21 protein-coding genes and 1 pseudogene are annotated in these 25873 nt (G+C 65.6%); 16 read left to right on the forward strand and 6 right to left on the reverse strand.

Annotated features, from left to right (window positions below; genetic code table 11):
- Positions 1–40: 40 nt before the first annotated feature.
- The 3 genes from acnD (at position 41) to AB3X95_RS17060 (ending at position 5276) form a co-directional block, all read left to right on the forward strand.
- Positions 41–2638, forward strand: a complete 2598-nt coding sequence (gene acnD, locus AB3X95_RS17050; RefSeq protein ID WP_368621977.1) for a Fe/S-dependent 2-methylisocitrate dehydratase AcnD — start codon at positions 41–43, stop codon at positions 2636–2638.
- Positions 2639–2747: 109 nt separating this feature from the next.
- Positions 2748–3944: a 2-methylaconitate cis-trans isomerase PrpF gene (gene prpF / locus AB3X95_RS17055; RefSeq protein WP_368621978.1), complete on the forward strand. Its 1197-nt coding sequence runs from the start codon at positions 2748–2750 to the stop codon at positions 3942–3944.
- A 90-nt stretch (positions 3945–4034) separates the two neighbouring features.
- Positions 4035–5276: an MFS transporter gene (locus tag AB3X95_RS17060; protein WP_368621979.1), complete on the forward strand. Its 1242-nt coding sequence runs from the start codon at positions 4035–4037 to the stop codon at positions 5274–5276.
- Between the two features lie 13 nt (positions 5277–5289).
- Here AB3X95_RS17060 and AB3X95_RS17065 read toward each other — a convergent pair whose 3' ends face one another.
- On the reverse strand, positions 5290–5685 hold the full coding sequence (locus AB3X95_RS17065; RefSeq protein WP_368621980.1) for a DUF305 domain-containing protein: 396 nt from the start codon (positions 5683–5685) through the stop codon (positions 5290–5292).
- A gap of 190 nt (positions 5686–5875) precedes the next feature.
- Here AB3X95_RS17065 and AB3X95_RS17070 point away from each other — a divergent pair, with 190 nt between their 5' ends.
- Together AB3X95_RS17070 and AB3X95_RS17075 are read left to right on the forward strand one after the other, a co-directional pair.
- Positions 5876–6190, forward strand: a complete 315-nt coding sequence (locus AB3X95_RS17070) for an antibiotic biosynthesis monooxygenase (RefSeq protein WP_176120679.1) — start codon at positions 5876–5878, stop codon at positions 6188–6190.
- Positions 6191–6261: 71 nt separating this feature from the next.
- Positions 6262–7269 (forward strand): NAD(P)-dependent alcohol dehydrogenase, encoded by a 1008-nt coding sequence (locus AB3X95_RS17075; protein ID WP_368621981.1) that lies wholly within the window; start codon positions 6262–6264, stop codon positions 7267–7269.
- A gap of 50 nt (positions 7270–7319) precedes the next feature.
- On the opposite strand, the gene AB3X95_RS17080 is transcribed toward AB3X95_RS17075, so the two are convergent.
- Both AB3X95_RS17080 and AB3X95_RS17085 read right to left on the reverse strand, forming a co-directional pair.
- Positions 7320–7943: an ATP-binding cassette domain-containing protein gene (locus tag AB3X95_RS17080; protein ID WP_368621982.1), complete on the reverse strand. Its 624-nt coding sequence runs from the start codon at positions 7941–7943 to the stop codon at positions 7320–7322.
- 106 nt (positions 7944–8049) lie between these two features.
- Entirely contained in the window at positions 8050–8898 is an 849-nt protein-coding gene (locus AB3X95_RS17085) for a shikimate dehydrogenase (RefSeq protein ID WP_368621983.1), read from the reverse strand.
- Between the two features lie 205 nt (positions 8899–9103).
- Here AB3X95_RS17085 and AB3X95_RS17090 point away from each other — a divergent pair, with 205 nt between their 5' ends.
- The 7 genes from AB3X95_RS17090 (at position 9104) to AB3X95_RS17120 (ending at position 18349) form a co-directional block, all read left to right on the forward strand.
- Positions 9104–10891 (forward strand): FAD-dependent oxidoreductase, encoded by a 1788-nt coding sequence (locus AB3X95_RS17090; RefSeq protein ID WP_368621984.1) that lies wholly within the window; start codon positions 9104–9106, stop codon positions 10889–10891.
- Between the two features lie 100 nt (positions 10892–10991).
- The gene (locus AB3X95_RS17095; protein WP_368621985.1) at positions 10992–12779 is read left to right on the forward strand and encodes an FAD-dependent oxidoreductase; all 1788 of its coding nucleotides are present in this window, start codon (positions 10992–10994) and stop codon (positions 12777–12779) included.
- Positions 12779–13390 (forward strand): NIPSNAP family protein, encoded by a 612-nt coding sequence (locus tag AB3X95_RS17100; protein ID WP_368621986.1) that lies wholly within the window; start codon positions 12779–12781, stop codon positions 13388–13390. The genes AB3X95_RS17095 and AB3X95_RS17100 overlap by 1 nt, the downstream gene beginning before the upstream one ends.
- 15 nt (positions 13391–13405) lie before the next feature.
- Positions 13406–14257, forward strand: coding sequence for a sugar phosphate isomerase/epimerase family protein (locus AB3X95_RS17105; protein WP_368621987.1), 852 nt, complete (start codon positions 13406–13408; stop codon positions 14255–14257).
- Between the two features lie 129 nt (positions 14258–14386).
- Entirely contained in the window at positions 14387–15241 is an 855-nt protein-coding gene (locus AB3X95_RS17110) for an IclR family transcriptional regulator (RefSeq protein WP_176120687.1), read from the forward strand.
- A 295-nt stretch (positions 15242–15536) separates the two neighbouring features.
- Complete coding sequence (locus AB3X95_RS17115; protein ID WP_176368361.1) at positions 15537–15779, forward strand: hypothetical protein; 243 nt, start codon at positions 15537–15539, stop codon at positions 15777–15779.
- A gap of 671 nt (positions 15780–16450) precedes the next feature.
- Positions 16451–18349 carry an ATP-dependent metallopeptidase FtsH/Yme1/Tma family protein gene (locus AB3X95_RS17120; protein ID WP_368621988.1) on the forward strand — a complete coding sequence of 633 codons (1899 nt, stop codon included), beginning with the start codon at positions 16451–16453 and terminating at the stop codon, positions 18347–18349.
- Positions 18350–18365: 16 nt separating this feature from the next.
- Here the strand turns inward: AB3X95_RS17120 and AB3X95_RS17125 are convergent, their stop codons facing one another.
- A complete protein-coding gene (locus tag AB3X95_RS17125) occupies positions 18366–18626 on the reverse strand; it encodes a hypothetical protein (protein ID WP_184228562.1) in 261 nt (86 codons plus the stop codon).
- Between the two features lie 86 nt (positions 18627–18712).
- Positions 18713–19861 carry an acyltransferase gene (locus tag AB3X95_RS17130; RefSeq protein WP_184228561.1) on the reverse strand — a complete coding sequence of 383 codons (1149 nt, stop codon included), beginning with the start codon at positions 19859–19861 and terminating at the stop codon, positions 18713–18715.
- Between the two features lie 330 nt (positions 19862–20191).
- On the opposite strand from AB3X95_RS17130, the gene AB3X95_RS17135 reads away from it, so the two are divergent.
- Both AB3X95_RS17135 and AB3X95_RS17140 read left to right on the forward strand, forming a co-directional pair.
- Positions 20192–21307, forward strand: a complete 1116-nt coding sequence (locus tag AB3X95_RS17135) for an OpgC domain-containing protein (protein ID WP_368621989.1) — start codon at positions 20192–20194, stop codon at positions 21305–21307.
- A complete protein-coding gene (locus AB3X95_RS17140; RefSeq protein WP_368621990.1) occupies positions 21304–22998 on the forward strand; it encodes a tannase/feruloyl esterase family alpha/beta hydrolase in 1695 nt (564 codons plus the stop codon). Before AB3X95_RS17135 ends, AB3X95_RS17140 begins: the two co-directional genes overlap by 4 nt.
- Before the next feature lie 100 nt (positions 22999–23098).
- On the opposite strand, the gene AB3X95_RS17145 is transcribed toward AB3X95_RS17140, so the two are convergent.
- Positions 23099–23557 (reverse strand): hypothetical protein, encoded by a 459-nt coding sequence (locus AB3X95_RS17145; RefSeq protein WP_176120694.1) that lies wholly within the window; start codon positions 23555–23557, stop codon positions 23099–23101.
- Positions 23558–23664: 107 nt separating this feature from the next.
- Here AB3X95_RS17145 and AB3X95_RS17150 point away from each other — a divergent pair.
- Both AB3X95_RS17150 and AB3X95_RS17155 read left to right on the forward strand, forming a co-directional pair.
- A pseudogene (locus tag AB3X95_RS17150) lies at positions 23665–23799 on the forward strand (anti-sigma regulatory factor); the annotation flags it as partial.
- 26 nt (positions 23800–23825) lie between these two features.
- The gene (locus AB3X95_RS17155) at positions 23826–25757 is read left to right on the forward strand and encodes a response regulator (protein WP_368621991.1); all 1932 of its coding nucleotides are present in this window, start codon (positions 23826–23828) and stop codon (positions 25755–25757) included.
- The last annotated feature ends 116 nt before the right edge of the window (positions 25758–25873 follow it).

The following is a 25873-nucleotide window of genomic DNA, read 5'->3' on the forward strand; positions in this document are numbered from 1 at the left end:
CATACCGTCTGGCGGCCGATAACCGTCCTGTCCCTACGTCATGAATACTGCCAACCGCAAACGCCTTCCGGGCACCGAACTCGACTTCTTCGATACGCGTGCCGCGGTCGACGCGATCGAACCCGGCGCCTACGACAAGCTGCCCTACACGTCGCGTGTGCTCGCCGAAAACCTGGTGCGCCGCTGCGATCCGGTGACGCTGACCGCTTCGCTTAAACAGATCATCGAGCGCAAACGCGAGCTCGACTTTCCGTGGTTCCCGGCGCGCGTCGTGTGCCACGACATTCTGGGCCAGACCGCGCTCGTCGACCTGGCGGGCCTGCGCGATGCGATCGCCGCGCAAGGTGGTGATCCGTCGCTCGTGAATCCGGTGGTGCCGACGCAGCTGGTCGTCGATCACTCGCTCGCCGTCGAGTGCGGCGGTTTCGATCCGGAGGCGTTCGCGAAGAATCGCGCGATCGAAGACCGCCGCAACGAAGACCGCTTCGACTTCATCAACTGGACCAAGCGCGCGTTCCGCAACGTCGATGTGATTCCGCCGGGCAACGGCATCCTGCATCAGATCAACCTCGAACGGATGAGCCCGGTCGTGCAGGTGAAGGACGGCGTCGCGTTTCCCGACACGCTGGTCGGCACCGACTCGCATACGCCGATGGTCGATGCGCTCGGCGTGATCGCGATCGGCGTCGGCGGCCTCGAAGCGGAGAGCGTGATGCTCGGCCGTGCGTCGTACATGCGGTTGCCCGATATCGTCGGCGTGGAGCTGAGCGGCAAGCCGGGCGAGGGCATCACTGCGACCGACGTGGTGCTTTCGTTGACCGAATTCCTGCGCAAGCAGAAGGTGGTCGGCGCGTACCTGGAGTTCTATGGCGAAGGCGCGGCGAACCTGACGCTGGGCGATCGCGCGACGATCGCGAACATGGCGCCCGAGTTCGGCGCGACCGCCGCGATGTTCTACATCGACGAGCAGACCATTCGCTATCTGAAGTTGACCGGCCGCGACGACGAACTCGTCAAACTCGTCGAAACGTACGCGAAACACACCGGCTTGTGGGCCGATACGCTGAAGCACGCCGAGTACGAGCGCGTGCTGAAGTTCGATCTGTCGACCGTGGTGCGCACGCTCGCGGGGCCGTCGAATCCGCATCGCCGCTTGCCGGTGTCGGAGCTGGCCGCGCGCGGCGTCAGCGGCAAGGTCGAGAACGAGCCCGGTCTGATGCCGGACGGCGCGGTCATCATCGCCGCGATCACCAGCTGCACCAACACGAACAATCCGCGCAACATGATCGCCGCGGGCCTCGTCGCCCGCAACGCGAACCGGCGCGGACTCGTGCGTAAGCCGTGGGTCAAGAGCTCGCTCGCGCCGGGCTCGAAGGCGGTCACGCTGTATCTGGAAGAGGCAGGGCTGCTACCGGAACTCGAACAGCTCGGCTTCGGCGTGGTCGCGTATGCGTGCACGTCGTGCAACGGCATGTCCGGCGCGTTGGACCCGGTGATCCAGAAGGAAGTCATCGAGCGCGACCTGTATGCGACCGCCGTGCTGTCGGGCAACCGCAACTTCGACGGCCGCATCCATCCGTATGCGAAGCAGGCGTTTCTCGCGTCGCCGCCGCTGGTGGTCGCTTATGCGATCGCGGGCACGATCCGCTTCGACATCGAAAAGGACGTGCTCGGCGTCGATGCCGACGGTCATGCGGTCACGCTGAAAGATCTGTGGCCGTCGGATGCGGAGATCGATGCGATCGTCGCCTCGAGCGTGAAGCCGGAGCAGTTCCGCAAGGTGTATGAACCGATGTTCGCGCTGTCCGCCGACACCGGCGCGAAGGCCGACCCGCTGTACGACTGGCGCGCGCAAAGCACCTATATTCGCCGTCCGCCGTACTGGGAAGGCGCGCTCGCCGGCGAGCGCACGCTCAAGGGCATGCGCGCGTTGGCCGTGCTCGGCGACAACATCACGACGGACCACCTGTCGCCGTCGAACGCGATTCTGCCCGACAGCGCGGCCGGCGAGTACCTGACGAAGATGGGCCTGCCCGAAGAGGACTTCAACTCGTACGCGACGCACCGCGGCGATCACTTGACCGCGCAGCGCGCGACCTTCGCGAACCCGACGCTGAAGAACGAGATGGTGATCGAGAACGGCCAGGTGAAGGCCGGTTCGCTCGCGCGCATCGAGCCCGAGGGCAGGGTCACGCGCATGTGGGAAGCGATCGAAACGTATATGGAGCGCAAGCAACCGCTGATCGTGATCGCGGGCGCAGACTACGGCCAGGGTTCGTCGCGCGACTGGGCCGCGAAGGGCGTGCGGCTCGCGGGCACCGAAGCGATCGTCGCGGAAGGCTTCGAGCGGATTCACCGCACGAACCTCGTCGGCATGGGCGTGTTGCCGCTCGAATTCAAGCCGGGTGTGAATCGCCTGACGCTCGGCATCGACGGCACCGAGACCTTCGACGTGATCGGCGAGCGCAAGCCGCGCGCCGATCTGACGCTGGTGATTCATCGCCGCAACGGCGAGCGTGTCGAAGTGCCGGTGACGTGCCGGCTCGATACGGCCGAAGAAGTGTCAATCTACGAAGCCGGCGGCGTGCTGCAGCGTTTCGCGCAGGACTTTCTCGAGTCGGCCAGGGCGGCGGCTTGATGGTTTGAAGCGAGTTTTGCACTGAACGTCACAGCAGAAGAGGGCGATGCGGCTCGATACGCCGCATCGCCCTTCCTCATCAAAGAACAGGTCACATCAGGACACTTTCATGCGCTCACCCCAGATCAGGATTCCGGCCACCTACATGCGCGGCGGCACCAGCAAGGGCGTGTTTTTTCGTCTGCAGGATCTGCCCGAGGCCGCGCAACGGCCGGGCGCCGCGCGCGACGCGCTGCTGATGCGCGTGATCGGCAGTCCCGATCCGTACGGCAAGCAGATCGACGGGATGGGCGGCGCGACGTCGAGCACCAGCAAGACCGTGATCATCTCGCGCAGCAGCCGGCCCGATCACGACGTCGACTATCTGTTCGGTCAGGTGTCGATCGACAAGGCGTTCGTCGACTGGAGCGGCAATTGCGGCAACCTGTCGGCCGCGGTGGGACCGTTCGCGATCAGCGCGGGCCTCGTCGATGCGAGCCGCGTGCCGCGTGACGGCGTCGCGATCGTGCGGATCTGGCAGGCCAATATCGGCAAGACGATCATCGCGCATGTGCCGATGACCGATGGCGCGGTGCAGGAAACCGGTGACTTCGAGCTCGACGGCGTGACCTTCCCGGCCGCCGAAGTGCGGCTCGAATTCATGGACCCGGCCGCCGACGAAGAAGGCGCGGGCGGCTCGATGTTCCCGACCGGCAACCTCGTCGACGACCTGGAAGTGCCCGGCGTCGGCACGCTGAAGGCAACGATGATCAACGCGGGCATCCCGACGATTTTCGTCGACGCCGAAGCGATCGGCTACAAGGGCACCGAGTTGCAGGACGCGATCAATAGCGACGCGAAAGCGCTCGCGATGTTCGAGACGATCCGCGCGCACGGCGCGCTGCGCATGGGGCTCATCAAGAATCTCGACGAGATCGCGACGCGCCAGCACACGCCGAAGATCGCGTTCGTCGCGAAGCCGGTCGACTACGTGGCGTCGAGCGGCAAGCCGGTGCGCGCGGGCGACGTCGATCTGCTGGTGCGCGCGATGTCGATGGGCAAGCTGCATCACGCGATGATGGGCACGGCGGCGGTCGCGATCGGCACTGCGGCGGCGATCGCCGGCACGCTCGTCAATCAGGCGGCGGGCGGCGGCGAGCGCGAGTCGGTGCGCTTCGGGCATCCGTCGGGCACGTTGCGCGTCGGCGCGCAGGCGAGCCTGAAGGACGGCGAGTGGGTCGTCACGAAGGCGATGATGAGCCGCAGCGCGCGCGTGTTGATGGAGGGTTGGGTGCGGGTGCCGCAGCCGTCGCATCCGCCGCTGTGAACCGACGCGTCATCTACAATGGCCGCTCGAGACGGCCGCTCCCATAACGACTCCCAGCGGCCGGCTCAGACCCGACGCAGAGGAGGCACGATGCAGAACAGGCTGGACGCCGACGCAACGAATTCCGCTGACGCGGCGCGCGATAACGCGCGTGCCAAACGCGCGGTGCTCGTGATCGCGATTGCCCAATTGCTCGGCACCTCCTTGTGGTTCAGCGCGAACGGCGCGATGCGCGATCTGCAGATCGCGTGGCAATTGAGCGCGTCCGGGATCGGCTGGCTGACGAATGCGGTGCAGGCCGGCTTTATCGTCGGGACCTTGCTGTCGGCGACCACCGGACTCGCGGATCGCCTGTCGGCGAGCAAGGTGTTCGCCGTCTGCGGCGTGCTCGGCGCGACCCTGAATGCGCTATTCGCGCTGTGCAGCAGCGGGCTCGCGTCGGCGCTCGTGTTTCGCTTCGGCGTGGGCGTCGCGCTCGCGGGCATCTATCCGCTCGGCATGAAACTGCTCGTGACGTGGGACCCGCGCCGCGCCGCGCAGACGCTTGCGTTGCTCGTCGCGATGCTGACGCTCGGCACGGCGTCGGTGCATGCGATTCGCGCGTTGCTCTCGGGCGTGCCGTGGCAAACCGTGGTGCTCACCTCGTCGGGGCTCGCGGTGATCGGCGCGCTGCTGGTGTTCGTGCTCGGCGAGGGGCCGCACGCGCGGCGCGCGGGCAACCGGCGCTTCGGTCTGTCGGCGGGCGTCGGACAGGTCGTGCGCATCAGCGAGTTTCGCTCGGCCGCGCTCGGCTATTTCGGTCACATGTGGGAGTTGTACGCGTTCTGGACGCTGACGCCGCTCCTCGTGCAGCGCGCGTTCGCGAGCGGCGCGCCGGCGGCACCGGGTACGGTCGCGTTGTGGTCGTTCCTGATCATCGCGATCGGCGCGCTCGGCTGCCTGTTCGGGGGCAGACTCAGCCAGGCGGTCGGCAGCGCGCGCACCGCCGCGCTTGCGCTGACGATATCGGGCACGCTGTGCGCGATTTATCCGCTGACCACCGGGCTCGGCACCGCCGCGCAGCTTGCGCTGCTACTCGTGTGGGGCATCAGCGTGATCGCCGATTCGCCGCAGTTTTCTGCGCTCTCCGTGAAGGCCTGTCCCGCCGACAAGATCGGCGGCGCGCTGACGCTGCAGAATAGCTTCGGCTTTTTCCTGTCCGCATGCTCGATCCTGTGGTCGACGAGCGTGTTTCACGCGCTCGACGTGCGCGTCGCGTGGCTGCTGCTGCCGGGGCCGATCATCGGTCTGATCGCGATGTCGCCGCTGCTGCGCAAGCACCCACGCTGGTGACGCTCGCGGCGCGTTACTTGCCGCCGTGCTTTTCCTGCCAGCGCCGCATGAACGCGATCTCGTCATGCTGCGCCTTGATGATGTTGCGCGCGAGTTTCTTGATCTCGGGGTCCTTGCCGTATTTCAACTCCGCCTGCGCCATCTCGATCGCGCCCTGGTGATGCGGAATCATGTGCGCGACGAAATCCCGATCCGCGTCGCCTATGTATTCGGGGGCGCTCATGTCATGCATCATGCGATCATCGGCGGCCTTGAAGGCTTGCGTCGATGCGCCCGCGTCCGCATGCGCCGAATCCTGCATATTCATGCCGGGCATGCCTTGATGTTGCGCGTGAGCGGGCAGAGCCGCCGCCGCGAATGCCAAACCGCCGAACACACAGAGAGCGCGCGCCGCGCGAAGATTTTTCATATTCGATTTCCGTTGTTGAAAAGAGTGGCGACGTGATCCGCGCGATTCTAGCGGTCACGTCGGACATCGTGGGGCTTCCCACCGTGGTAAGGTCAAGCGAAGGCAAAGCAATGCACGCCTATAATGAAATGCTACCGGATCACCAATCCAGCATCATTGGCAGCATCACTCACTCGACGAGGCTGACCGTATGTACATCGCGATGAACCGCTTCAAAGTGGCGCCGGGCTCCGAGGACGCCTTCGAGCATCTGTGGACCACGCGCGACACCCATCTGAAAGAGGTGCCGGGCTTCGTGGAATTCCATTTGCTGAAGGGACCGCGCAAGGACGATCACGTGCTCTATTCGAGCCATACGATCTGGCGCGACCACGCGTCGTTCGAGGCATGGACCAGGTCCGACGCGTTTCGCGCCGCGCATCGCAGTGCCGGTAACGAAAGCCGCGTACTGTATCTCGGCCACCCGGAATTCGAAGGCTTCGAGGTCATCCAGACCGTCAAATAGCGCAGCGCTCGCGGGCACGGCGCATGCGCGTCCGACACCTATCACGCATCACTCATCGAGGAACGAAAAACATGAAAGCCGTCAGAATCGGTTCCCCCGCCACCGTCGATGGCCTGCAGGTCGTCGATCTGCCCGATCCCGGTCAGCCCGGGGCCGGGCAGATTCGCGTGCGCATTCGCGCAAGCTCGTTGAACTACCACGACTACGGCGTCGTCAGCGGCAATCTGCCGGCCGAAGCGGGCCGCATTCCGATGGCCGATGGCGCGGGCGTCGTCGAAGCGGTCGGTGCGGGCGTGCGCGAGTTCAAGCCCGGCGATCATGTCGTGTCGTGTTTCTTCCCGCACTGGGAAAACGGCTCGCCCGCAGTCGGCGATTTTTCGACCACCCCTGGCGACGGCATCGACGGTTACGCGCGCGAAGCCGTCGTGCTGCCGAGCCACTACTTCACGCACGCGCCGGCCGGCTATAGCCACGCCGAAGCGGCGACGCTGACCACGGCGGGGCTGACCGCGTGGCGTGCGCTGGTCGTCGATGGTCAGTTGAAGGCGGGCAGCAGCGTGCTGGTGCTCGGCACCGGCGGCGTGTCGATCTTCGGCTTGCAGATGGCGAAGGCGATGGGAGCTTCGGTGATCGCGACGTCGTCGTCGAATGCGAAGCTCGCGAAGCTGCGCGAACTCGGTGCCGATCATACGATCAACTATCGCGACAATCCCGAGTGGGGCAAAGAAGTGCGTCACATCACCAACGGGCGCGGCGTCGATCACGTGATCGAAGTGGGCGGTCCAGGCACGCTGCCGCAGTCGATCACCGCATGCCGCATCGGCGGGCATATCGCATTGATCGGCGTGCTGACCGGCCGCTCGGGCCCGGTGCCGACCGCGCATCTGATGGCGCGGCAACAGCGTCTGCAAGGGCTGATCGTCGGAAGCCGGCAGGATCAGATCGACATGGTGCGCGCGCTGGAGACGACCGGCATCAAGCCGGTGATCGACAGCACGTTCGAGCTGGACAAGCTCGCCGACGCGTTCCGGCACGAGGCATCGGGTGCGCACTTCGGCAAGATTTGCGTGGCGATCTGAGGATGGAATGCTCGCGCGCGGCCCGGCATGGCGCGCGCGGCCGTTCTAGCTCAAGAGTGCCTCGCGAGGTCCGCGAAACAGACTCGCGTCGCCTCGCAGGCCTGCGTGAACCCTTCGTCGTAACTCGTGAAAAACACCGTGCGCGTCGTGCCGAGCGATCTGAACAGTTCCGCGAGCACCGTGCGCGCGGACGCGTCGAGTCCGCCGGCAGGTTCGTCGGCGATCAGCACTCGGGTGTCGCCGAGCGCGGCCGCCGTCAGAAACACCTTTTTGCGGCTGCCATACGACATCTGCTCGAAGCGTTTGTCCAGATGCGGTGCGAGGCCGAAGCGTTCGGCGAGCGCGAGCACGTCGTCGGTCAGCGCGGTGTGTCGCGCCGACGCGATCTGCCGCAGATAATCACGGCCGGTCTGATCGGGCCAGCTCATGCTGTCTTCCGGCACGTACGTGAGCAGCGCTTGCGCGGCATGCTGCGCGGTACGCAGCGAATGGCCGCCGAGCCATACGTCGCCGCTATCGGCTTCGAGCGCACCGGCGAGGATCGCGAGCAATGTCGATTTGCCGCTGCCGGATTCATCGTTTAACGCGACGCAGCCGGACGTCGTGTCGAAGTGCAGTCCTTCGAACAGGACTCGGTCGCTATAGCGCTTACTGAGGTTGTCGAATCGAAGCATAGGTTGGCGCGCAAAGGGCGATGTGAACGCGGCGCAGGATTGCGCCGCATTTCGTGCGGGTAATTTCGCGCCAGTGTAGCAGCGTGCACCTGCTTCTTTTGCGCCGTTACGCAGCCGGCGATGTCTCCAGCAAGAACTCCACCATCCGATCGCATACGCGTTCGAACATCTGTGTGCCCGTCACGGTCGGGCAGCCGCGCACGCGTGCCGCTTCGATCAGCGGCGTGAGCGGCGGTTTCGTGACGACATCGCCGACGAAAGTCGTGGCCGGCAAGCGCGCGACGTCGATCGGTAACGGATCGCCCGCGCGCATGCCGAGCGGCGACGCGTTGACGACCACGTCGTACCCGGTCACGTCCAGTTCGGCCGCCGCGCCGTGCGCCGTACCGCGGCCGAGCGCATTGAGCCGCGCGGTCAGCGAGCCGGTGCGTTCGACGTCGTTGTCGCGCACGTCGAGCGAGCCGACGCCGCTCTGAATCAACGCATGGCCGATCGCCGAGCCCGCGCCGCCCGCCCCGACCAGCAGCGCGCGTTTGCCCTGCAACTCGCAGCCCGCGGCGACGAGCGCGGCGACGAAGCCGGTGCCGTCGAACATGCCCCCATGCCAGCCGCCGTCGGCATTGCGGCGCAGCGTGTTGACCGCGCCGAGGAACGCGGCTTCCTCGGCGAGCGTCGCGCAATAGCTGCCGGCGCTGAATTTGTGCGGCACCGTGATGATCACGCCGTCGACGTTGCGCATCTGCGCGATGCCCGCGAAAAACGCGGGCAGATCGGCGGGCGCGACGTGCGCGGGCACCACCAGCGCATCCCTGCCGGCCGAACGCAACGCGGCGGTCACACCGGACGGCGAACGCACCTGCGCAATCGGATCGCCGACGATGAAATACACGCGCGTCGCGCCGCTCAGACCCGCGTCGAGCGACGCCGCGAACGAAGAGTTTCCAGCCTGCTGCATAGTCGAATCTCCTGAGATGGGTGCCCGTTCGCATCGTGCCCGATGCGGGGTTCGATGTGTTGCTGTTGTCGAGTGGGTTCAGAAAACTTTGCTTTTTCTCAATACTGGAATAGTATTCCAATAACAAAGCAAATTCTAGATATTGCGAAGAATACGGAACCGCCGCTGCGGCTGGATGCAACGACGAGCACACAAGGAGCAGCAGATGGCGGAGACATTGAGCGATTTGCAGCAGAACGAAGCCTTCGACGTCGTGGTGATCGGCGCGGGAGGGGCGGGCATGTCGGCGGCGCTGTTCGCGGCGATCGACGGCGCGCGCGTGCTGCTGGTCGAAAGCACCGAATACGTGGGCGGCACGACCGCGTACTCGGCCGGCACCACCTGGATACCGAATTCGCCGCACGGCCCGTCGATCAATCCCGACGACAGCAGCGCCAACGCCGAGGGCTTTTTACGCCGCGCGGTCGGCGAGCGCAGCAGCGAAGCGTTGCGTCGTGCGTTCCTGCAGGCGGGGCCGCAGGCGGTCGCGCATATCGAGGCGAATTCGGACGTCAAGTATCGGGCGCGGCCGTTCCATCCGGACTATCTGTCGGAGCTCGAAGGATCGACGCTGCGCGGCCGCGCGCTCGAACCGCTCGCGTTCGACGGCCGCAAGCTTGGCCGTCACTTCGCGCTGATCCGTCCGCCGATCCCCGAGTTCACGGTGCTCGGCGGCATGACGGTCGATCGCGACGACGTCGGGCATTTGCTGAATATGACGAAGTCGTTCCGGTCGCTGCGCCATGCGGTGAAACTGCTTGTACGGCATGCGCGCGACCGCATCAGCTGGCCGCGCGGCACGCGTCTCGTGATGGGCAATGCACTGATCGGCCGGCTGCTCTCTTCGCTGCTCGCGCGCGACGTCACAGTGCTCGTGAGCACGAAGCTCGAAGCGTTGCGCACGAACGCGAGCGGCGCGATCGACGGCATCACGCTGAGTCAGAACGGGCAGCGCCGGCAAATCTCGGTCACAGGTGGTGTGATTCTCGCGAGCGGCGGTTTCAACCGGCATCCGCAACGGCGCCGCGCGATGCTGCCGGATGCGGACCTCACGTGGTGCCCGGGCGCGCCGGGCCATACCGGCAGCGCGCAGGATCTCGCGCTCGCGGCGGGCGCGCGCTACGGCGAGGGCGCGCTCAGCAACGGGTTCTGGGCGCCGGTGTCGATACGCCAGCGCGCGGACGGCACGACCGCGGTGTTCCCGCACTTCATCATGGATCGCGGCAAGCCCGGCATGATCGTCGTCAATCAGCAGGGGCGGCGCTTCCTGAACGAAAACACGTCGTATCACCTGTTCGGCATCGCGATGCAGGAAGCACATCGCAAGACCCCATCGGTGCCTGCCTACCTCGTCACCGACGCGGACGGCCTGTGCAAATACGGTCTCGGCATGGTGCGGCCGGGCGGCAAGGGCCTCGCGCCGTTTCTCGCGGACGGCTATCTGACGCAATCCGCGACGCTCGACGAACTCGCTGCCAAGCTCGGCATCGACGCGGCCGGTCTCGCCGACAGCGTCGCGCGGATCAACGACTACGCGAAAACCGGCGTCGACCAGGAATTCCAGCGCGGCACGACCGACTATCAGCGCGCCAACGGCGACGCGAACCGGCCCGGCCCGAATCCGTGCCTCGGCCCGATCGTGCGCGCGCCGTTTTACGCGGTGCGGCTTTATCCCGGCGATATCGGCGCCGCGACCGGCCTCGTCGGCGACGACAAGGCTCGCGTGCTGAATCGCGACGATCATCCGATCGGCGGCCTGTACGCGTGCGGCAACGACCTGCAATCGGTGATGGGCGGTGTCTACCCGGCACCCGGCATCACGCTTGGACCGGGGCTCGCGTTCGCGTATCTGGCGGCGCGCGATGCGGCGATGCGCGCCAAAGCCGCGCGGGGCGATGCGGCGTCGTTCGTTGCGCGCGGCACGACTGAGACCGCCAACGAAAAGATCGTCTGACGAACCAGGGGCACGCCTGGTTCGAACCAGGTTAAGAAGTGGAATAGTATTCAACAAATGCAGCATCACGGAATTTTCCCAACCGACGAAGCGAATGGCGATGAAGCGCGAACCGATCCTCGAATGCGATGTACTGGTGCTGGGTTCCGGCGCGGCGGGACTGTCTGCCGCGGTGACGGCAGCCACGCAAGGTCTGCGCGTGATGGTGGCCGAGAAGGCCGACGTGTTCGGCGGCACGAGCGCATGGTCGGGCGGTTGGATGTGGATTCCGCGCAATCCGCTCGCGACGCGCGCGGGCCTCGTCGAAGAATCCGAAGCATCGCGCACCTATCTGCGCAACGAACTCGGCTCCCACTACGATCCCGACAAGGTCGACGCGCTGCTCGATCGCGGTCCGGAAATGATCGAGTTTTTCGAGCGCGAGACGGCGGTGCGTTTTATCGACGGCAATCGTATTCCCGACTTTCATACGACGCCGGGTGCAATGACAGGTGGCCGATCTGTCTGCGCGATGCCGTTCGATGGCCGCGAGCTCGGTTCGCTGATCGAGCGCTTGCGTCCCGCGCTCGACGTGGTGACGCTGAAGGGCATGGCGATTGCGTCGGGCCAGGACCTCGCGCATTTCTTCAATGCGACGCGCTCGCCGCGTTCGGCCGTGCATGTGCTGCGCCGGCTCGCCGCATTCGCGAGAGACAAGTTGCGCTATGGCCGCTCGATGCACCTGGTCAACGGCAATGCGCTGGTCGCGCGTCTGCTGAAATCGGCGTATGACCGCGCGGTCGATTTGCGTACCAGCGCGAAAGCGGTTGCTTTGCTGCGCGAAGGCGGGGCCGGGGGCGGGCGCGTCACTGGAGCGCGCGTCGAGATCGACGGTGTCGCTCACGAGGTGCGCGCCGCGCGCGGCGTCGTGCTCGCATGCGGCGGTTATCCGCATGACGTCGCGCGGCGCGCGCAAACCTTCGCTTATACGCCGTCGGGTCGCGAGCACTGGTCCGCCGCACCACTGACCAATACCGGCGACGGCATTCGTCTCGGCGAAGCGGTCGGCGCGCATTTCGACGCGTCGCTGGAAACGCCGGCGGCGTGGGCACCGGTGTCGCTGGTGCCGCGCAAGAGCGGCGAGGCCGCGGTCGCGTTTCCGCATCTGATCGAGCGCGCGAAGCCGGGCGTGATCGCGGTCACGCGCGCGGGTCGGCGCTTCGTCAACGAGGCGTCGTCGTATCACGACTTCATCAATGCGCTGATCGGCACGACGCCGAAGGGCGAGGAAGTCTGCGCATGGCTGATCTGCGATCACCGCTTCCAGCGCCGTTACGGGCTCGGCTTTTCGAAGCCGTTTCCATTCCCGACCGCGCCATATCGCCGCTCCGGTTATCTGCGGCGCGCGCACAGCCTCGCCGAACTCGCAAGCCAGTGCGGCATCGATCCCCAAGGACTTCAAACGACCGTCGCCGCCTACAACAGCTACGTGAAAGACGGCTTCGATCCGCAGTTTCACAAAGGCTCGACGCCATACAACCGCGTGCAGGGCGATGTACGCCACCAGCCGAACCCCTGCAACGCGCCGCTCGAACGCGGTCCGTTCTATGCGGTGAAGCTGCTGCCCGGCAGCCTCGGCACGTTCGCCGGTCTCGCGACCGATGCCGCCGCGCGCGTGCTCGACGACGCAGGCCAGCCGGTGCCGGGTCTGTACGCGGTCGGCAACGACAGCGCGAGCATGATGGGCGGCTGCTATCCAAGCGGCGGCATCACGCTCGGACCCGCGATGACTTTCGGGTATCTGGCGGGGCTGTCGCTCGCCGGCGCGGCGCAGGCCGATGGTACGGCCCGTGCCGCGCACACCGAACCCACTCCGAATTCCTCCATCCCGTCACAAGGACGCATCTGATGACTCTCTACGACCTCGTTACGCTCACCGTCAAGATCGGCACCAACGCACAGGTGTTCGAAAACATCCAGGCCCACGGCGACGCACCGGGCTCGAAGCTGCTCGGCTGCTGGTACTCCGATATCGGCACGCTCGGGCAGGTGCTGGTGCTGCGCGGCTTCGATTCCGAAGCGTCGCTGATCGCCGGGCGCAAGCGTATGCTGCTCGAAGGCGATCCGTTCGGCTGCGGCGAATTCATCACCGACGTGAAGATCGACAGCTATGCGCTGTTCCCCTTTCTGCCGCCGATCGAGCCGGCCGTGCACGGCGGCATCTACGAGATGCGCGTGTACGGCACCAAGCTCGCGAGCTTGCAGCACACGATCGACGCCTGGGAAAAGGCGGTGCCCGAGCGAGCGCGGCGCTCGCCGCTCGTCGGCGCGATGTACGCGCTCGACGGCGCCGTGCCGCGCTTCCTGAACATCTGGCCGTATGCGAGCGTCGACGAACGTTCGCGGATTCGCGCCGAAGCGGTGAAGGACGGCATCTGGCCGCCGAAGGGCGGCCCGGCCCATCTGACGACGATGGAGTCGACGATCTGCGTGCCGGCGCCGTTCTCGCCGCTGCGCTGAACTCGAGGAAACGACATGACCCCGCCCAACTCGCGCGAGCTGTCGCTGTCGGCGTTGACCGTGCTCGAACTGAGCCCGCCGCAGATGGTCGAGTGCGCCGCGCAGGCCGGCTACGACTGCGTCGGCCTGCGCCTCGTGCCCGCCACCGATCACGAGGTGCGCCACGACATCATTAGCCCGCGCGCATTGAAGCGCGAAACGCTCGCGCGTGTGCGCGACACCGGCGTCAAGGTGCTCGACGTCGAAATTCTGCGCCTGAAGCCCGACACCGACGTAGACGCATTTCTGCCGATGCTCGACACCGCCGCCGAACTCGGCGCACGCTACGTGCTGGTCGCGGGCAACGATCCCGACGAAGCGCGCACCGCCGAGCGGCTTGCACGATTGTGCGAGCTGGCCGAACCGCGCGGCCTCGCGCCGTCGCTCGAACCGATGCCGTGGACCGACGTGAAGGACGTCACGCAAGGTGCGCGCATCGTGAAGGCGGCCGCGCGACCCAATACCGGGCTGATCGTCGATCCGATCCACTTCGATCGCGCGGGGACGCCGACGGATACGTTGCGCGCGTTGCCGCGCGAGTACTTCGGCTACGTGCAGTTCTGCGACGCGCCGGCCGAACGGCCAGCCGATCTCGACACGTTGCTGCATCAGGCACGTTGCGAGCGCATGATTCCGGGCGAGGGCGGCCTCGATCTCGCCGGCATTCTGCGCGCGCTGCCCGACGATCTGCCGATCAGCCTCGAAGTGCCGATGCAGCAATGGGCGAAAACCGCCTCCGCGCTCGAACGCGCACGCAGGCTGCGCGAGGCGACACTCGCTCTGCTCGAACGGACTTATACGGCGACGCCGTCATCCATCACGTCATGATGTAACCGCAAACCGCAGTTCACCCCCGGCTGGTCCTTCACGAAAGCCGGAACCGGCGCCCGCCGCGCCCTTGAATTCCAATGTGGAATCATGTTCTCATGTGGGATTCGAATCGAATGAGAGTGGATCATGGCAGGGAATCTCGAGCGGGCGCTGGCCATCATCGAATTGCTGGCGAAGCAGGGCGGCAGCATGCAGCTGGCCGCGATCGCCGACACGCTGAACATCCCGCGCAGCGGCACGCATCGGCTGCTCGCGGAGCTGAGCGACGAAGGCTACGTGCGTCAGGATGAGCACGGCGAGTACGTGCTTGCGCTGAAGCTGGTATCGCTCGGGCTGATGTGGCTGTCCACGGCCGGCGTGCTCGATATTTCGCAGCCGGTGCTGGATCGGCTCGCGAGCGCGTCGGGCGAACTCGCGCGCCTGGGCGTGATCGAGGACGATCACATTACGTTCGTCGGCAAGGCGCAGGGCGCGCGCTCCGGGCTGCGCTACGACCCGGACATGGGCAGCAGTCCGCCGCTGCATTGCACCGCGAGCGGCCAGGCGTGGCTCGCGACCATGAGCGACGAGGAAGCGCTCGAACTCGTGTCGCGCCAGGGCGGCATCGGCAAGGCGGGCCCGCGCGGGCCGAAGGCGCCGAAGACGATCCAGCAGTTTCTGCAGGACCTGGCCGGCGCGCGCAAGCGCGGCTACGGCATCGCGAGCGAAACCTACGAGGCGGGCATGACGTCGATGGCCGCCGCGATCCGCCATCCGGTGACCGGGCTGGTGGTCGGCACCGTCAGCCTCGCGGGGCCGACGAGCCGCCTGCCGGACGCGCGGCTGAAAGAACTCGCGCCGGCGCTGCTCGAAGCCGCGTCGGACATGAGCGCGGCCACCCTCAGCTCGCCGTATTTCAAGCGCACGCCGCGCGTCGCGCGGCCAGTGGCGGTCGTGCGGCCGGTCGAGCCGAAGCGCAAGGGCCGGCCGCGCGCGGCCTGAGCGCTGCCCATCCGAATCCATTCGCGAGTTCCACGATCTGAAGCAGCGGGCAGCGCACCAGCTCGTCCGCCGCTTCGCGCAGCCGGGCAATCCCGTGCGCCGAGCCGTTTGCGCATGCAAATACGGCCATACCAGTCGGCATTTCTGACGCAAGCGCCGAATTTTGAGACGCACGGTCAAGCCGTGCCCCAAAAGTGCGCTAACGTCACACGCGTAGATTGCAGATTGCTTTCGGCGTGAGCGATCGATGCGGCGAGGTCATCGGGCCAACAGGCAGGACGCGGGGGGAGCGAAGATGAGCCTTACGAGCAGGCAAACAGCCGCGCAACGCGGCGGGCGGCTACCGGCGAGGTTCGCGGATAGCCATTTGCAGCATCTCGAGAGTGTGCTCGGCTACGCGACGCGCAAGCGCGCGACGCAATCCGGTGAACTCGACCACGTCTATTGGGAGCGGCGCATCCGCGCGCTCGAGGATACGCATCATCTTGTCGAGAGCCAGCGCTCGCGCATTGCGAAGCTGCTCGGCATGTTGCGCTAGCAGGCGCAGGCCAGCGTCGCGCGGCGCACGGCGGCCTGAGATGTCGGGGTGGTCCGCGAGGACCGAAGCAGTGGAGGAGAGTACCGTCGACGCCGCTCGGCGCCGACGTCAAAAAAGCAGAACCTGAGAGAAAAGCGGCGATGACGCGAACGGGCCCGCAGAGGCCCGTCGCGCATCCGCCCGATATGGCCGCCGGATTTCAAAATCCTGACTTAATCGCGAGCTGTTTTTTCAGATCAATTATGTCTTTCTAAATCGCGGTTTTCCCAGTAATTCTGACTGATCTTAATTGGGGTGCGGTTAGATATAGACATTGAAAACACGCGCCGCTTTTTACACTGATAAACTGTGCGCCGGAGCCAATGCGGCGACGCCTTTCGCGCGCTCGCCGCATCCCCCTTCCGGCATGTCGACGGCCGGATAGACGGTACAAATAGGCCTTTTCCGCGAATTTGACAGACGCGTAACCTGGGCATACTGCCTTCGGCAACCGCGGCTCACCGGGACGCACTTCTTGTCGTCCTTCTGGATTGTCCTTTAAGCCACCCTCCGTGTGGCGCTTCGCCTCAGCCGATTTTCCGCAGACTCCACCTTGCGCTTTCGACAGGTAATTTTGACAGACAGCTTGATTCAGTAAGGGCTTGTTCAAGTCCTCATTTTGGAAATGACTCATGAAGCCGGGAAATAATTCGCTTGCGAAAAAACGCGCACGCAAAATTGCGTTGGCGGCTGTGGCGGTGCTGATCGCGGTGCTGGTGGGTTGGGGCGGCTGGTATTTCCAGCATCGCGCCGTGCCGCAGGCCCCGGCGCTGAACGGCATTGCGAGCCAGATGCGTCACGATGCGTCCGCGTGGACGCATCAGGAGAAGGACGCGTCGACGATGCTGCGCGACATTCACGACGCGAACGTCGCGGCGATCGGCGTGAGTCCCAACGCGATTCTGGTGTCGCTGCGCGACGGCTCGAAGTACTTCGTCACCGATCACAACGCCACCTTCTCGCACGCGCTGCTGCTCGGCGAGCGCTCCGACGCCGCCGCGTATCAACTCGTGTGGCTGCCCGACGTCGATATTCACAGCGATGGCGCGCGCTGGACGCAACTGTTCGAGCAGTTGCGCGACGTGCTGAGCATACTGCTGCCGCTCGCGCTGATCGGCGGCATGGCGTGGTTCATGCGGCGCGAGATGAAGGGCGGCGCGACGCTGCTCAGCGAAACGCCAACGCTGCGTTTCGACGACGTGATCGGCGCGAACGAAGCGAAGGCCGCGCTCGCCGATATCCGTGGTTACCTGTCCGATCCGAAGCAGTTCTCGTCGCTGGGCGTGCGCGCGCCGTGCGGCATCCTGATGGTGGGTGCGCCCGGCGTCGGCAAGACGCGGCTCGCTCAGGCGCTGGCCGGCGAATGCGGCGCGAACTTCATTTCGATCACCGGCAGCTATTTCAGCGCGAAGTACTACGGCGTCGGCATCCAGAAGGTGCGGCACCTGTTCGAACTCGCGCGCAAGAACGCGCCGACGGTCATCTTCATCGACGAAGCGGACGGTCTCGCGAAACGCACCGATACCGGCGGTGGCCCGGTCGAAGCCGAAAGCAACCGGATCATCAACCAGCTGCTCGCGGAGATGGACGGCTTCGAATCGAACGAGGGCGTGATCGTGGTGGCCGCGACCAACCATCCCGACAATCTCGACGAAGCGTTGCGCCGCCCCGGCCGTTTCGATCGCACGGTGCAGGTGCGTCTGCCGGACCGCGAAGACCGCGCGAAGATTTTCCGTTTCTACGCGCAGCGGCTGAAGTCGAAAGCGACGGATATCGACTACGACCAGCTCGCGCGTTTGACGACTGGACTGTCGCCGGCCACCGTCGCGATGGTCGTGAATCAGGCGGGGCTGATCGCGCGCAAGGCGGGCGATAACGAAATCTCCGCGAAGCACTTCATGGAAGCGATCAAGATCGCGCGCATCGGCGACGTGAGCGGCGCCGAGCGCGCGCTCACCGAGGACGAGCGCAAGCGCATCGCGGTGCATGAGGCGGGTCACGGTCTGGTCGCCGCGCTGCTGGGCACCGGCGTGCTCGAGGAGGTGACGATCCTGCCGCGCGGCGGCGCGCTCGGCGTCGCGCTGATCACGAAAGCGCAGGACAAGCACCTGTACCGCGAAACGGAGATCCGCAATGAAATCCAGGTGCTGCTCGGCGGACGCAACGCGGAGATTCTGATGTTCTCCGAAGCATCGAGCGGCGCCGCATCGGACTTGCAGGAGGCCTCGCGTATCAGCCTCGACATGGTGTCGAAGTTCGGCTTCAACAGCGACGGCGATCTGTTCAGTCTCGCGGCGCTGCCGTCGCAGTACGCGGGCCTGCAAATGAAGAGCGCAATCGAGCATGCGAACGTGCTGCTCAAGGAGCTCAACGAGCTTTGCTACAAGCTGTTGCACGCGTACGAGCCGGTACTGCGCGACATTTCAGAGCAGTTGCTCGAGCATGAGACCGTGCCCGGCGATACCGTCTATCGGCTCATTGCCGAGCACAAGAGCACGTTGAAGATCGTGCATGAGCCCGCGGCGGCTTGACGGTCGCTTCGAAGCGCTACGCGAGGTGGGACGGTCCCGCATCGGGCACGCCCGGCGGCGCATCGGTATCACCTGACGGGTCGCCGCCCCCTGGGCCGGATTTGTTCGGGTCGGGTTCGGGGGTTTCGCCTTTTTTCGGCAGAGGCTGGTCGAGGCCCGGTTCGACCGGAGTGGGGAGTGCATCGCCGATGGGCTTCGAGACCTCGGCGGGTGGACTGCCGGGATCGTCGTTCGCCGGGCGATCGGGCTCGCTCGGGGAGTTCGCGGTGTTCGACACGATGCTCTCCAGTTGCTGAAGATAAGCCCTCGGGCAGCAATGCGCGTGCCACGGTCCCGTGGCGGAAGTTTGAAGCAGGCGCGCTTCTATCGTTTGGCCGGTTCGGTCCCGCGCAGTGCCTCAGGTGAGGGGCGGCCGGATGGTGAGGCCGAACGATGGCGTGATCCGCGTAGCCGCAAAATCGGCGCCTCGATCAGCCGCCACGACAGCAACGCGATGCCTAGCGAAATCGCAAACGATGCGACGATGCCAAGCATATGTGCCCACATCGGCACGGTGCCGCCGAACAACGCTTCGGCGTGACGGTTGCGCGTCAGATCGGGGATCAGGTTGTGATACAGATAAAAGCCGTAACTGATGCGCCCAAGACCGGCGAGCCAACGCGTCTGCAGCAGACCCATCACGGCAGCATTGCGGCAACACGCAATCGAAGCCACTAGCGCCGCGATACCGATCCCGTACATTGCGCTGATCGCGGTAAACCGCAACGGATCGTCGAGCGTGCTCCATCCCGGTTCGGCCGCGCACAAACCGATCACGACGAGACTCAGCGCGAACAGCGTCAGGCCATGACCGAGCCAGGCACGCACGCGGCCGCGATCGTCCGCGATCACCAAGCCACCGATACCACCTAACGCGAGCAGCCAGACATTGCTCAACGGGTGCGTATAGATCGCGATCTCATCCCAATGCGCGGCACGCATCGCGAACAACCCAGCAAGGCCGAGGGCCACGATCGCCCAACATGCCGCTCGATGTCGCCGCGCGGCAAGCAGCAGCAAAAGCGGCGCAACCACGATATAGAACTGCTCCTCGATCGCGAGGCTCCACAAGTGCGAATAGCGGCCCGGCCAGTAGCGCAGCACCGAGCCGATCCAGAAGTTGGACAGATACGCAAAGTGAAACGGCATGCCGCTCGCGAGTTCCGGATTCGCGAGGCCGAATGCCATCAACCCGCACATCACGACGAGCATCAGGTAATAGATCGGAAAGATGCGCACCGTACGACGAAACAGAAAGCGTGCGAGTTCGACGCCGAAACGGCTGTCGCCCGATTCGATGCGCGCACGTTGCGACGACAGGATGCCGATGATCAGAAAGCCGCTCAGCGCGAAGAAGATCCACACGCCGAGATGCCCGATTTCGCCGATGCCGCCGAATAGACGATGCTGCAGAAACACCATGAGCACGGCGATCGCGCGCAGCCCATCGAATCCGGCAATTCTGTTTTTCATAAACCTCTATTCGCAAAACGGCTGAAAAGCACGAAAACATCGTACGGGGAAAAAATGCGAAAAAAATCGCAGCGCGCGTTCGATGATTTTTTTTCGAGGCTTGCGTTCGCCCATCAATGCGGGCGTCCCTGTTTCGTGCATCAAAAGCCGCAAAACTTTCCGCGCGTTCGTTAAAGACGCACCGAGTATTACCAGTCGCCAACGACTCGATTTCAGATAGGTGATGCGGGGAACGAATTAACCTTTTGCAGTTCGCACGGCATTGGCCGCTGACGCGTGGCCATTCACGTTCTTGCGTGCCGTCGGCGCGCGCATTCTTCGAGAAGACGAATGGAAACATCTGGCCGTGGTCGTGGACGATCGGTCGAAGTCGATTTCTTTCGCGGTATCGTGCTGATCGTCATCGTGCTCGATCACATTCCCGGCAGCACGCTATCGCATCTGATGCTGCACGCGTACGCGTTGTGCGATTCAGCCGAGGTGTTCGTGTTTCTCGGCGGCTATGCATCGGCGGCGGCGTATACGGCGGTGCTTTCGCATCGCGGCGAACACGCGGCGCAGCTGCGTTTCGTCAAACGCTGCTGGGAAATCTATCGCGCGTATCTATTGACGGCGATGCTGATGCTCGTGTCCGGCGCGGTTCTCGCGCGGCTCGATCTGAATCGGGCGATGGTAGAAATGACCGGCTGGCCACCTTTTGCGTTGCAGCCGTGGCGTGAGGCATTCGACATCGCGCTGCTACGACGGCAGCCGTATCTGTCGAGCGTGCTGCCGATGTATGTGCTGTTCGCGCTATGTGTGCCGGTGATGGTGCCGCTCGCGCGCCGCTCGGTATCGCTTGCGCTTGCCGTGAGCCTCGCGCTGTGGGCCGTCGCGCGGCCGCTTGCCGCGTTATTCAGCATTGACGATGTCGCCGGCTGGGCTTTTAATCCATTTGCGTGGCAGCTGATGTTCGTGCTCGGCATGCTGTGTCGTATGCAGCCGATCAGCGAACGTTTTCATGCGAGCTGCGCCGCCCGGTGGCTCACGCGCGTCGCGGTCGTTGCGGTGCTTGCCTTCGCGATCGTCAAACTTTTCGTGCTGACGCAGCCTTTGCCCGGCACGCACAAACAGAATCTTTCAGTGGAACGTGTGATCAATTTCATCGTCATCGCCTGGCTCGCCGCCCAGTTCGTGCGGACGGGCAGCATCGCGTGGCTCGCGAGGCGGCTGCCCGTCGTGGTGACGGTCGGGCGCGCCGGGCTCGTGTGCTTCGTCACCGGCACGCTGGTGTCGTTGATGATCGACACGGCGACACCGCACACCTTTCATGGTTTTCGCGCGGTGCTGGTCGGGCTCGGCGGCGACCTCGCGGCGATCGGCGCGCTGCTGACGATCGCGCGCGGGTGGAGCGGCTGGAAGGGGCAGCAGCCGCGCGCGCAAGCGAAAGGCGCGGGTTGCGGATGACACGACGCGAGCGCCGTGGGCGCGTCACGACTACGATGCGCACCACGCGCAAGCTCGTTGGACTCGCAACCGTGATGAGCGTCGTGGTGCTCGCGTGGCTTGCGATACATCGCACGGCCGCACAGGCCAAAGAAACACCGTTCGCGATGCACTGCGCGGAGTTCGCGGGCGCGGTGCTGTCGCCCGAACTGATCGAGATGCCAACGGCCGGCGCGCTGATCGAAAGTGCGGCGATGATCGGCGCGACCGCGCAGGGCAATCAGCAAGGCGGCGAGTATTGCCGCATCACGGGCCGCATCAAGGCACTGAATCCGACCACACCCGACATCCGCTTCGATCTGAATCTGCCGCGCCGCTGGAATGGCCGCGCGTTGCAGATCGGCGGTGGCGGGTACAACGGCGTGGTCGTCAGCGGCATTGGCGTGATGCCGTTCTCGCCGGATCGCGCGCCGCTCGCGCAAGGCTATGCGACGTTCGGCGACGACTCGGGGCATGTCGGCGATTCGTCGCTCGCGGAGTTCGGTCTCGTCGATGAAGCGGTGACCAACTTCGGCTACGCGCATCTGAAGAAAACCCACGACGTCGCGCTCGCGCTGATCGCGAACGCGTACGGCAGGCCGCCGCAGCGCATGTATTTTGCCGGCGGCTCGACGGGTGGCCGCGAAGGCTACACGGTGATGCAGCGCTTTCCCGACGACTACGACGGCGTGATCGCCAATTCGCCCGCGCTGAATTTTTCCGGCGTGCGGCTGCTCGGCGTGAAGCTCGGCCAGGCCGAATATGGCACGCCGGGTGGCTTCGTGCCAGAGGCGCTGCTCGAAGCCGTCCATCAACGCACGCTCGAGGTATGCGACCGGCTCGACGGCACGGAGGACGGCATCGTCAGTGATGTCGAAGCGTGCCGCGCGCACGAGGCGCAGATTATCGATTCGCTGCGCTGCGCGCTGCGCCCTTCATCGCACGATGCGTGTCTGACCGACGCGCAATTGGCCACCTTGCTGGTGATGCGAGATGGACTGTCGCTGCCGTATCGGCTCGCGTGGGGCGTGAGCGGCTATCGCGGCTACAACGTGTTCCAGGGCACGCAACTGACCGGCGCGCTCGGGCTCGCGCATCAACCGCGGCGTCAGCCGGTGCCGACGTTCCGCGCGAACGGATATCTGTTCGCGCAAGGCGACGGCTATCTGCGCTACTTCGTCGCGCGCGACGCGCAGTTCGATTCCTTGACGTTCGATCCGCAACGGCCCGGCAAATATCGCTCGCAACTGATCGCGCTGTCGGCCACGATCGGCTCGATGAACCCGGACCTGTCGCGCTATATCGCGCGCGGCGGCAAGCTCATCACGCTGCAAGGTCTCGCCGACGAAGTGATCAGCCCGAACCAGACGATCGCGTATCACGACGCGCTGATCGCGCGTTTCGGCAAGGACGAGGTCGATCGTTTCATGCGGCTCTACATGGTGCCGGGCTTCCAGCATGGCAACGGCGTGTTCGTTCCCTCGGTCGATCTGCTCGGCGCGCTCGACGCGTGGGTCACGCGCGGGGTCGCGCCGGAAACGCTGACGGCCACCGATCTCGCCGCGGCGACGAATGGACGTTCGCGGCCGCTGTGCCGCTATCCCGCGTTTCCGCGTTATATCGGCAAAGGCAATGTAAATCTGGCGAGTAGTTTTGTCTGTGCGCAGCCTTGAGGTATGAGTGGTCGCAGCGCCTGTGTGGACGAGCGGGCCGCACAGGAAAACGGCGACGCGGCCACTCGACGCCGCGTCGCCCGCTGAAGCTCAACGGCCGTTACTGCCCGTTCTGCATCCTGCCGTTGTTCATGTCGTTATCGTTGTTCATGTTGTTGCCGGTTCCGCTGCGCGTGCCGTTGTTCATGTTGTTGCCCATGCCGCCGGTCGCCGGGCTATTCGGGCTCGCGCCGGTACCGGTGCCCATCCCGCCGCCGGTGCCGGTCACACCCGGCGAACCATAGCCGGAGCCGGTGTTGCCCGGCGTGCGGACCGAGCCCGGGCCAACACCCGGAGTGGCCGTACCGCCCGCGCCGCCCGTCGTGCCGCCACCGGCGCCGATGCCGGTGCCCCCCGCGCCACCGCCACCGCCGCTCGTGCCGCCGGCAGCACCGCCGCCCGCGCCTCCTGCACTACCGCCGGCGCCCGCGCCGCCAGCACCGCCCGCCTGCGCGTATATGCCACCCGACAACGCCATCACGAGCGCGGAAGCAAAGATCGTCCTGGTCATGCGTTTCATGATTCACCTCCACGAAAAGGGTTGGTGTCATGTGAACCTCGCAAGGGGTGTGCCTCGGGGTTCATCGGCCGATGATCGACGAGACCGCCGCGATGGCGCGCTGCACGGTGCAACGCAATGGCCGCATCGGTCCGCGGCTCGCCTTCATCGAACGGGGTCCGGGAATTGCTGATCTTCAGGAGGCGTTGACCGACGGTTTCACGAGCCGCAACGGATTGGGCGTGGGTCTGGGCGGCGCGCGGGCATTCTCCTACGGACACGCCTTTTCATGACCGATGCAAACGCGAATCTGATCCTCAACGTCGACGATAACGAAGGCGCTCGTTACGCGAAAACGCGCATCCTGTCGCGCGCGGGCTTCGTCGTGATCGAGGCCGGCAACGGCGCGCAAGCGATCGAGCGCGCGCGCATTTCGCAGCCGGACCTCGTGCTGCTCGACGTCAATCTGCCCGATCTGAACGGCTTCGAAGTGTGCCGACGCATCAAGGCCGCCCCCGAGAGCTCGGGCGTGCTCGTGATCCACACGTCGGCGGCGGCGGTGCAGAGCATGGACCGGGTGCGCGGCCTCGAAGGCGGCGCGGACAGCTATTTGACCGAGCCGGTCGAGCCGGCCGAACTGATCGCGCAGGTGCGCGCGCTGCTGCGCGTGCGCCGCGCGGAGGGCGCGTTGCGCGAGAGCGAAGAACGCTTCCGGCAGATGGCCGAGAACATCGACGACGTGTTCTGGATGCTCGACCCGTCGAGCGCCCAACTGCTGTATGTGAGCCCCGCGTATCGACGTCTGTGGGGCGACGCGGCGCACGAGCCGACGCCGAGCGGGCGCCACTGGGCCAACCACATTCATCCGCAGGACGAGGCCGCGGTCGAGGCCGCGTATCGCGCGCTCGCGACCGGTGTCGCGTATGAGATTGAATACCGGATCGTGCGGCCCGACGGCGAGACGCGCTGGGCCGTCGAGCGCGGCTTTCCGGTGCGCGACGCGCGCGGGCGCATCTACCGGCTCGCCGGCATCGTCAACGATATTTCGGATCGCAAGGCCAACGAGATGGCGTTGCGCGACGCCGATCGCCGCAAGGACGAGTTCCTCGCGATGCTCGCGCACGAGCTGCGCAATCCGCTCGCGCCGATCCGCAACGCGATCGAACTGCTCGACCCGAGCCGTGCGCCGTCGCAGCAAAGCTTCGAGGCGATGCGCGCGGTGATTGGGCGCCAGGTCAAGCATCTGAGCCGGCTCGTCGACGATCTGCTGGACGTCGCGCGCATCAGGCAGGGCAAGATTACGCTGCGCCACGGGATCGTCGAGCTGGCCGCCGCGCTCGAAGCCGCGATCGAAACCGTGCGGCCCGCGTTGAATCGCAAGGGCCATACGCTCACCACCGATCTGCCCGGCGAGCCGCTGTTCGTCGTCGGCGACGGCGTGCGGATCGCGCAGGTGCTCGGCAATGTCCTGTCGAATGCGGCGAAGTACACGCCGCAGCGCGGCGACATCCGCATCGAAGTCCGCGAAGCGGGCGATGACGTGCTGATCAGCGTACGCGACAACGGCGTGGGCATCGGCGCCGAAACGATCCCTCACATCTTCGATCTGTTCGTGCAATCGGAAATCTCGATCGAACGCTCCGAAGGCGGCCTCGGCATCGGCCTGCCGCTCGCGCGTACGCTGGTCGAGTTGCACGGCGGCGGGATCGAGGCGTTCTCAGCGGGACTGGGGCGCGGTAGCGAGTTCGTCGTGCGTTTGCCGCTGACGCGGCTTGCCGACGCCGAGCAAGCGTCGACGGGGGCGCCCCAAGCCGTGCCGAATCACGGCGGCCAGGCGCTGCGCGTGCTGCTCGTCGACGACAGCGTCGATGCGGCGCTCGCGTTGTCGCTGGTGCTGCAGGCGGACGGGTACGAGGTGCGCGTCGGGCACGAAGCCAACACCGCGCTCAAACTGGCCGCGCACTTCCGGCCGCAGATCGTGCTGCTCGACCTCGGCCTGCCCGGCATGGACGGCTTCGAGCTCGCGCAGGAGATGCGCCGCCGTCCGGCCACCGCGGGCGCGCTGCTGATCGCAGTGACCGGCTATGGCCAGGCCACCGACCGGCAGCGCTCGCGCGAGGCCGGCTTTGATCATCATCTGGTGAAGCCGGTGTCGGTCGAGGAAATCCAGAATGTGATCGCAAGCCGCTTTCCGGGCCCGCAACACAGCGCGTCGGCGTAAAAGGCTGCCGGCGCGCGCGCCCGGATGGCCGCGCCGGGCCTCGGTCTGCGTCCGAACCCATCAGTAAGCCGAACTATCTCGCGCCGCGGCGAATCCGCGGCCGCGTGGTTCCGTGC

This window comes from Paraburkholderia sp. BR13444, assembly GCF_040948755.1.
In the GTDB taxonomy this organism is placed as follows: domain Bacteria; phylum Pseudomonadota; class Gammaproteobacteria; order Burkholderiales; family Burkholderiaceae; genus Paraburkholderia; species Paraburkholderia youngii.

Bases quoted from the DNA above. Each gene is read 5' to 3' on its own strand.
- AB3X95_RS17070 (WP_176120679.1), top strand. From the start codon at position 5,876: ATGTACATCGCGATGAACCGCTTCAAAGTGGCGCCGGGCTCCGAGGAC.
- AB3X95_RS17135 (WP_368621989.1), top strand. From the start codon at position 20,192: ATGGAAACATCTGGCCGTGGTCGTGGACGATCGGTCGAAGTCGATTTC.
- prpF (WP_368621978.1), top strand. From the start codon at position 2,748: ATGCGCTCACCCCAGATCAGGATTCCGGCCACCTACATGCGCGGCGGC.
- AB3X95_RS17120 (WP_368621988.1), top strand. From the start codon at position 16,451: ATGAAGCCGGGAAATAATTCGCTTGCGAAAAAACGCGCACGCAAAATT.
- AB3X95_RS17130 (WP_184228561.1), bottom strand. From the start codon at position 19,861: ATGAAAAACAGAATTGCCGGATTCGATGGGCTGCGCGCGATCGCCGTG.
- AB3X95_RS17100 (WP_368621986.1), top strand. From the start codon at position 12,779: ATGACTCTCTACGACCTCGTTACGCTCACCGTCAAGATCGGCACCAAC.
- AB3X95_RS17155 (WP_368621991.1), top strand. From the start codon at position 23,826: ATGACCGATGCAAACGCGAATCTGATCCTCAACGTCGACGATAACGAA.
- AB3X95_RS17085 (WP_368621983.1), bottom strand. From the start codon at position 8,898: ATGCAGCAGGCTGGAAACTCTTCGTTCGCGGCGTCGCTCGACGCGGGT.
- AB3X95_RS17115 (WP_176368361.1), top strand. From the start codon at position 15,537: ATGAGCCTTACGAGCAGGCAAACAGCCGCGCAACGCGGCGGGCGGCTA.
- AB3X95_RS17080 (WP_368621982.1), bottom strand. From the start codon at position 7,943: ATGCTTCGATTCGACAACCTCAGTAAGCGCTATAGCGACCGAGTCCTG.
- AB3X95_RS17145 (WP_176120694.1), bottom strand. From the start codon at position 23,557: ATGAAACGCATGACCAGGACGATCTTTGCTTCCGCGCTCGTGATGGCG.
- AB3X95_RS17105 (WP_368621987.1), top strand. From the start codon at position 13,406: ATGACCCCGCCCAACTCGCGCGAGCTGTCGCTGTCGGCGTTGACCGTG.
- AB3X95_RS17095 (WP_368621985.1), top strand. From the start codon at position 10,992: ATGAAGCGCGAACCGATCCTCGAATGCGATGTACTGGTGCTGGGTTCC.
- AB3X95_RS17065 (WP_368621980.1), bottom strand. From the start codon at position 5,685: ATGAAAAATCTTCGCGCGGCGCGCGCTCTCTGTGTGTTCGGCGGTTTG.
- acnD (WP_368621977.1), top strand. From the start codon at position 41: ATGAATACTGCCAACCGCAAACGCCTTCCGGGCACCGAACTCGACTTC.
- AB3X95_RS17090 (WP_368621984.1), top strand. From the start codon at position 9,104: ATGGCGGAGACATTGAGCGATTTGCAGCAGAACGAAGCCTTCGACGTC.
- AB3X95_RS17110 (WP_176120687.1), top strand. From the start codon at position 14,387: ATGGCAGGGAATCTCGAGCGGGCGCTGGCCATCATCGAATTGCTGGCG.
- AB3X95_RS17060 (WP_368621979.1), top strand. From the start codon at position 4,035: ATGCAGAACAGGCTGGACGCCGACGCAACGAATTCCGCTGACGCGGCG.
- AB3X95_RS17140 (WP_368621990.1), top strand. From the start codon at position 21,304: ATGACACGACGCGAGCGCCGTGGGCGCGTCACGACTACGATGCGCACC.
- AB3X95_RS17075 (WP_368621981.1), top strand. From the start codon at position 6,262: ATGAAAGCCGTCAGAATCGGTTCCCCCGCCACCGTCGATGGCCTGCAG.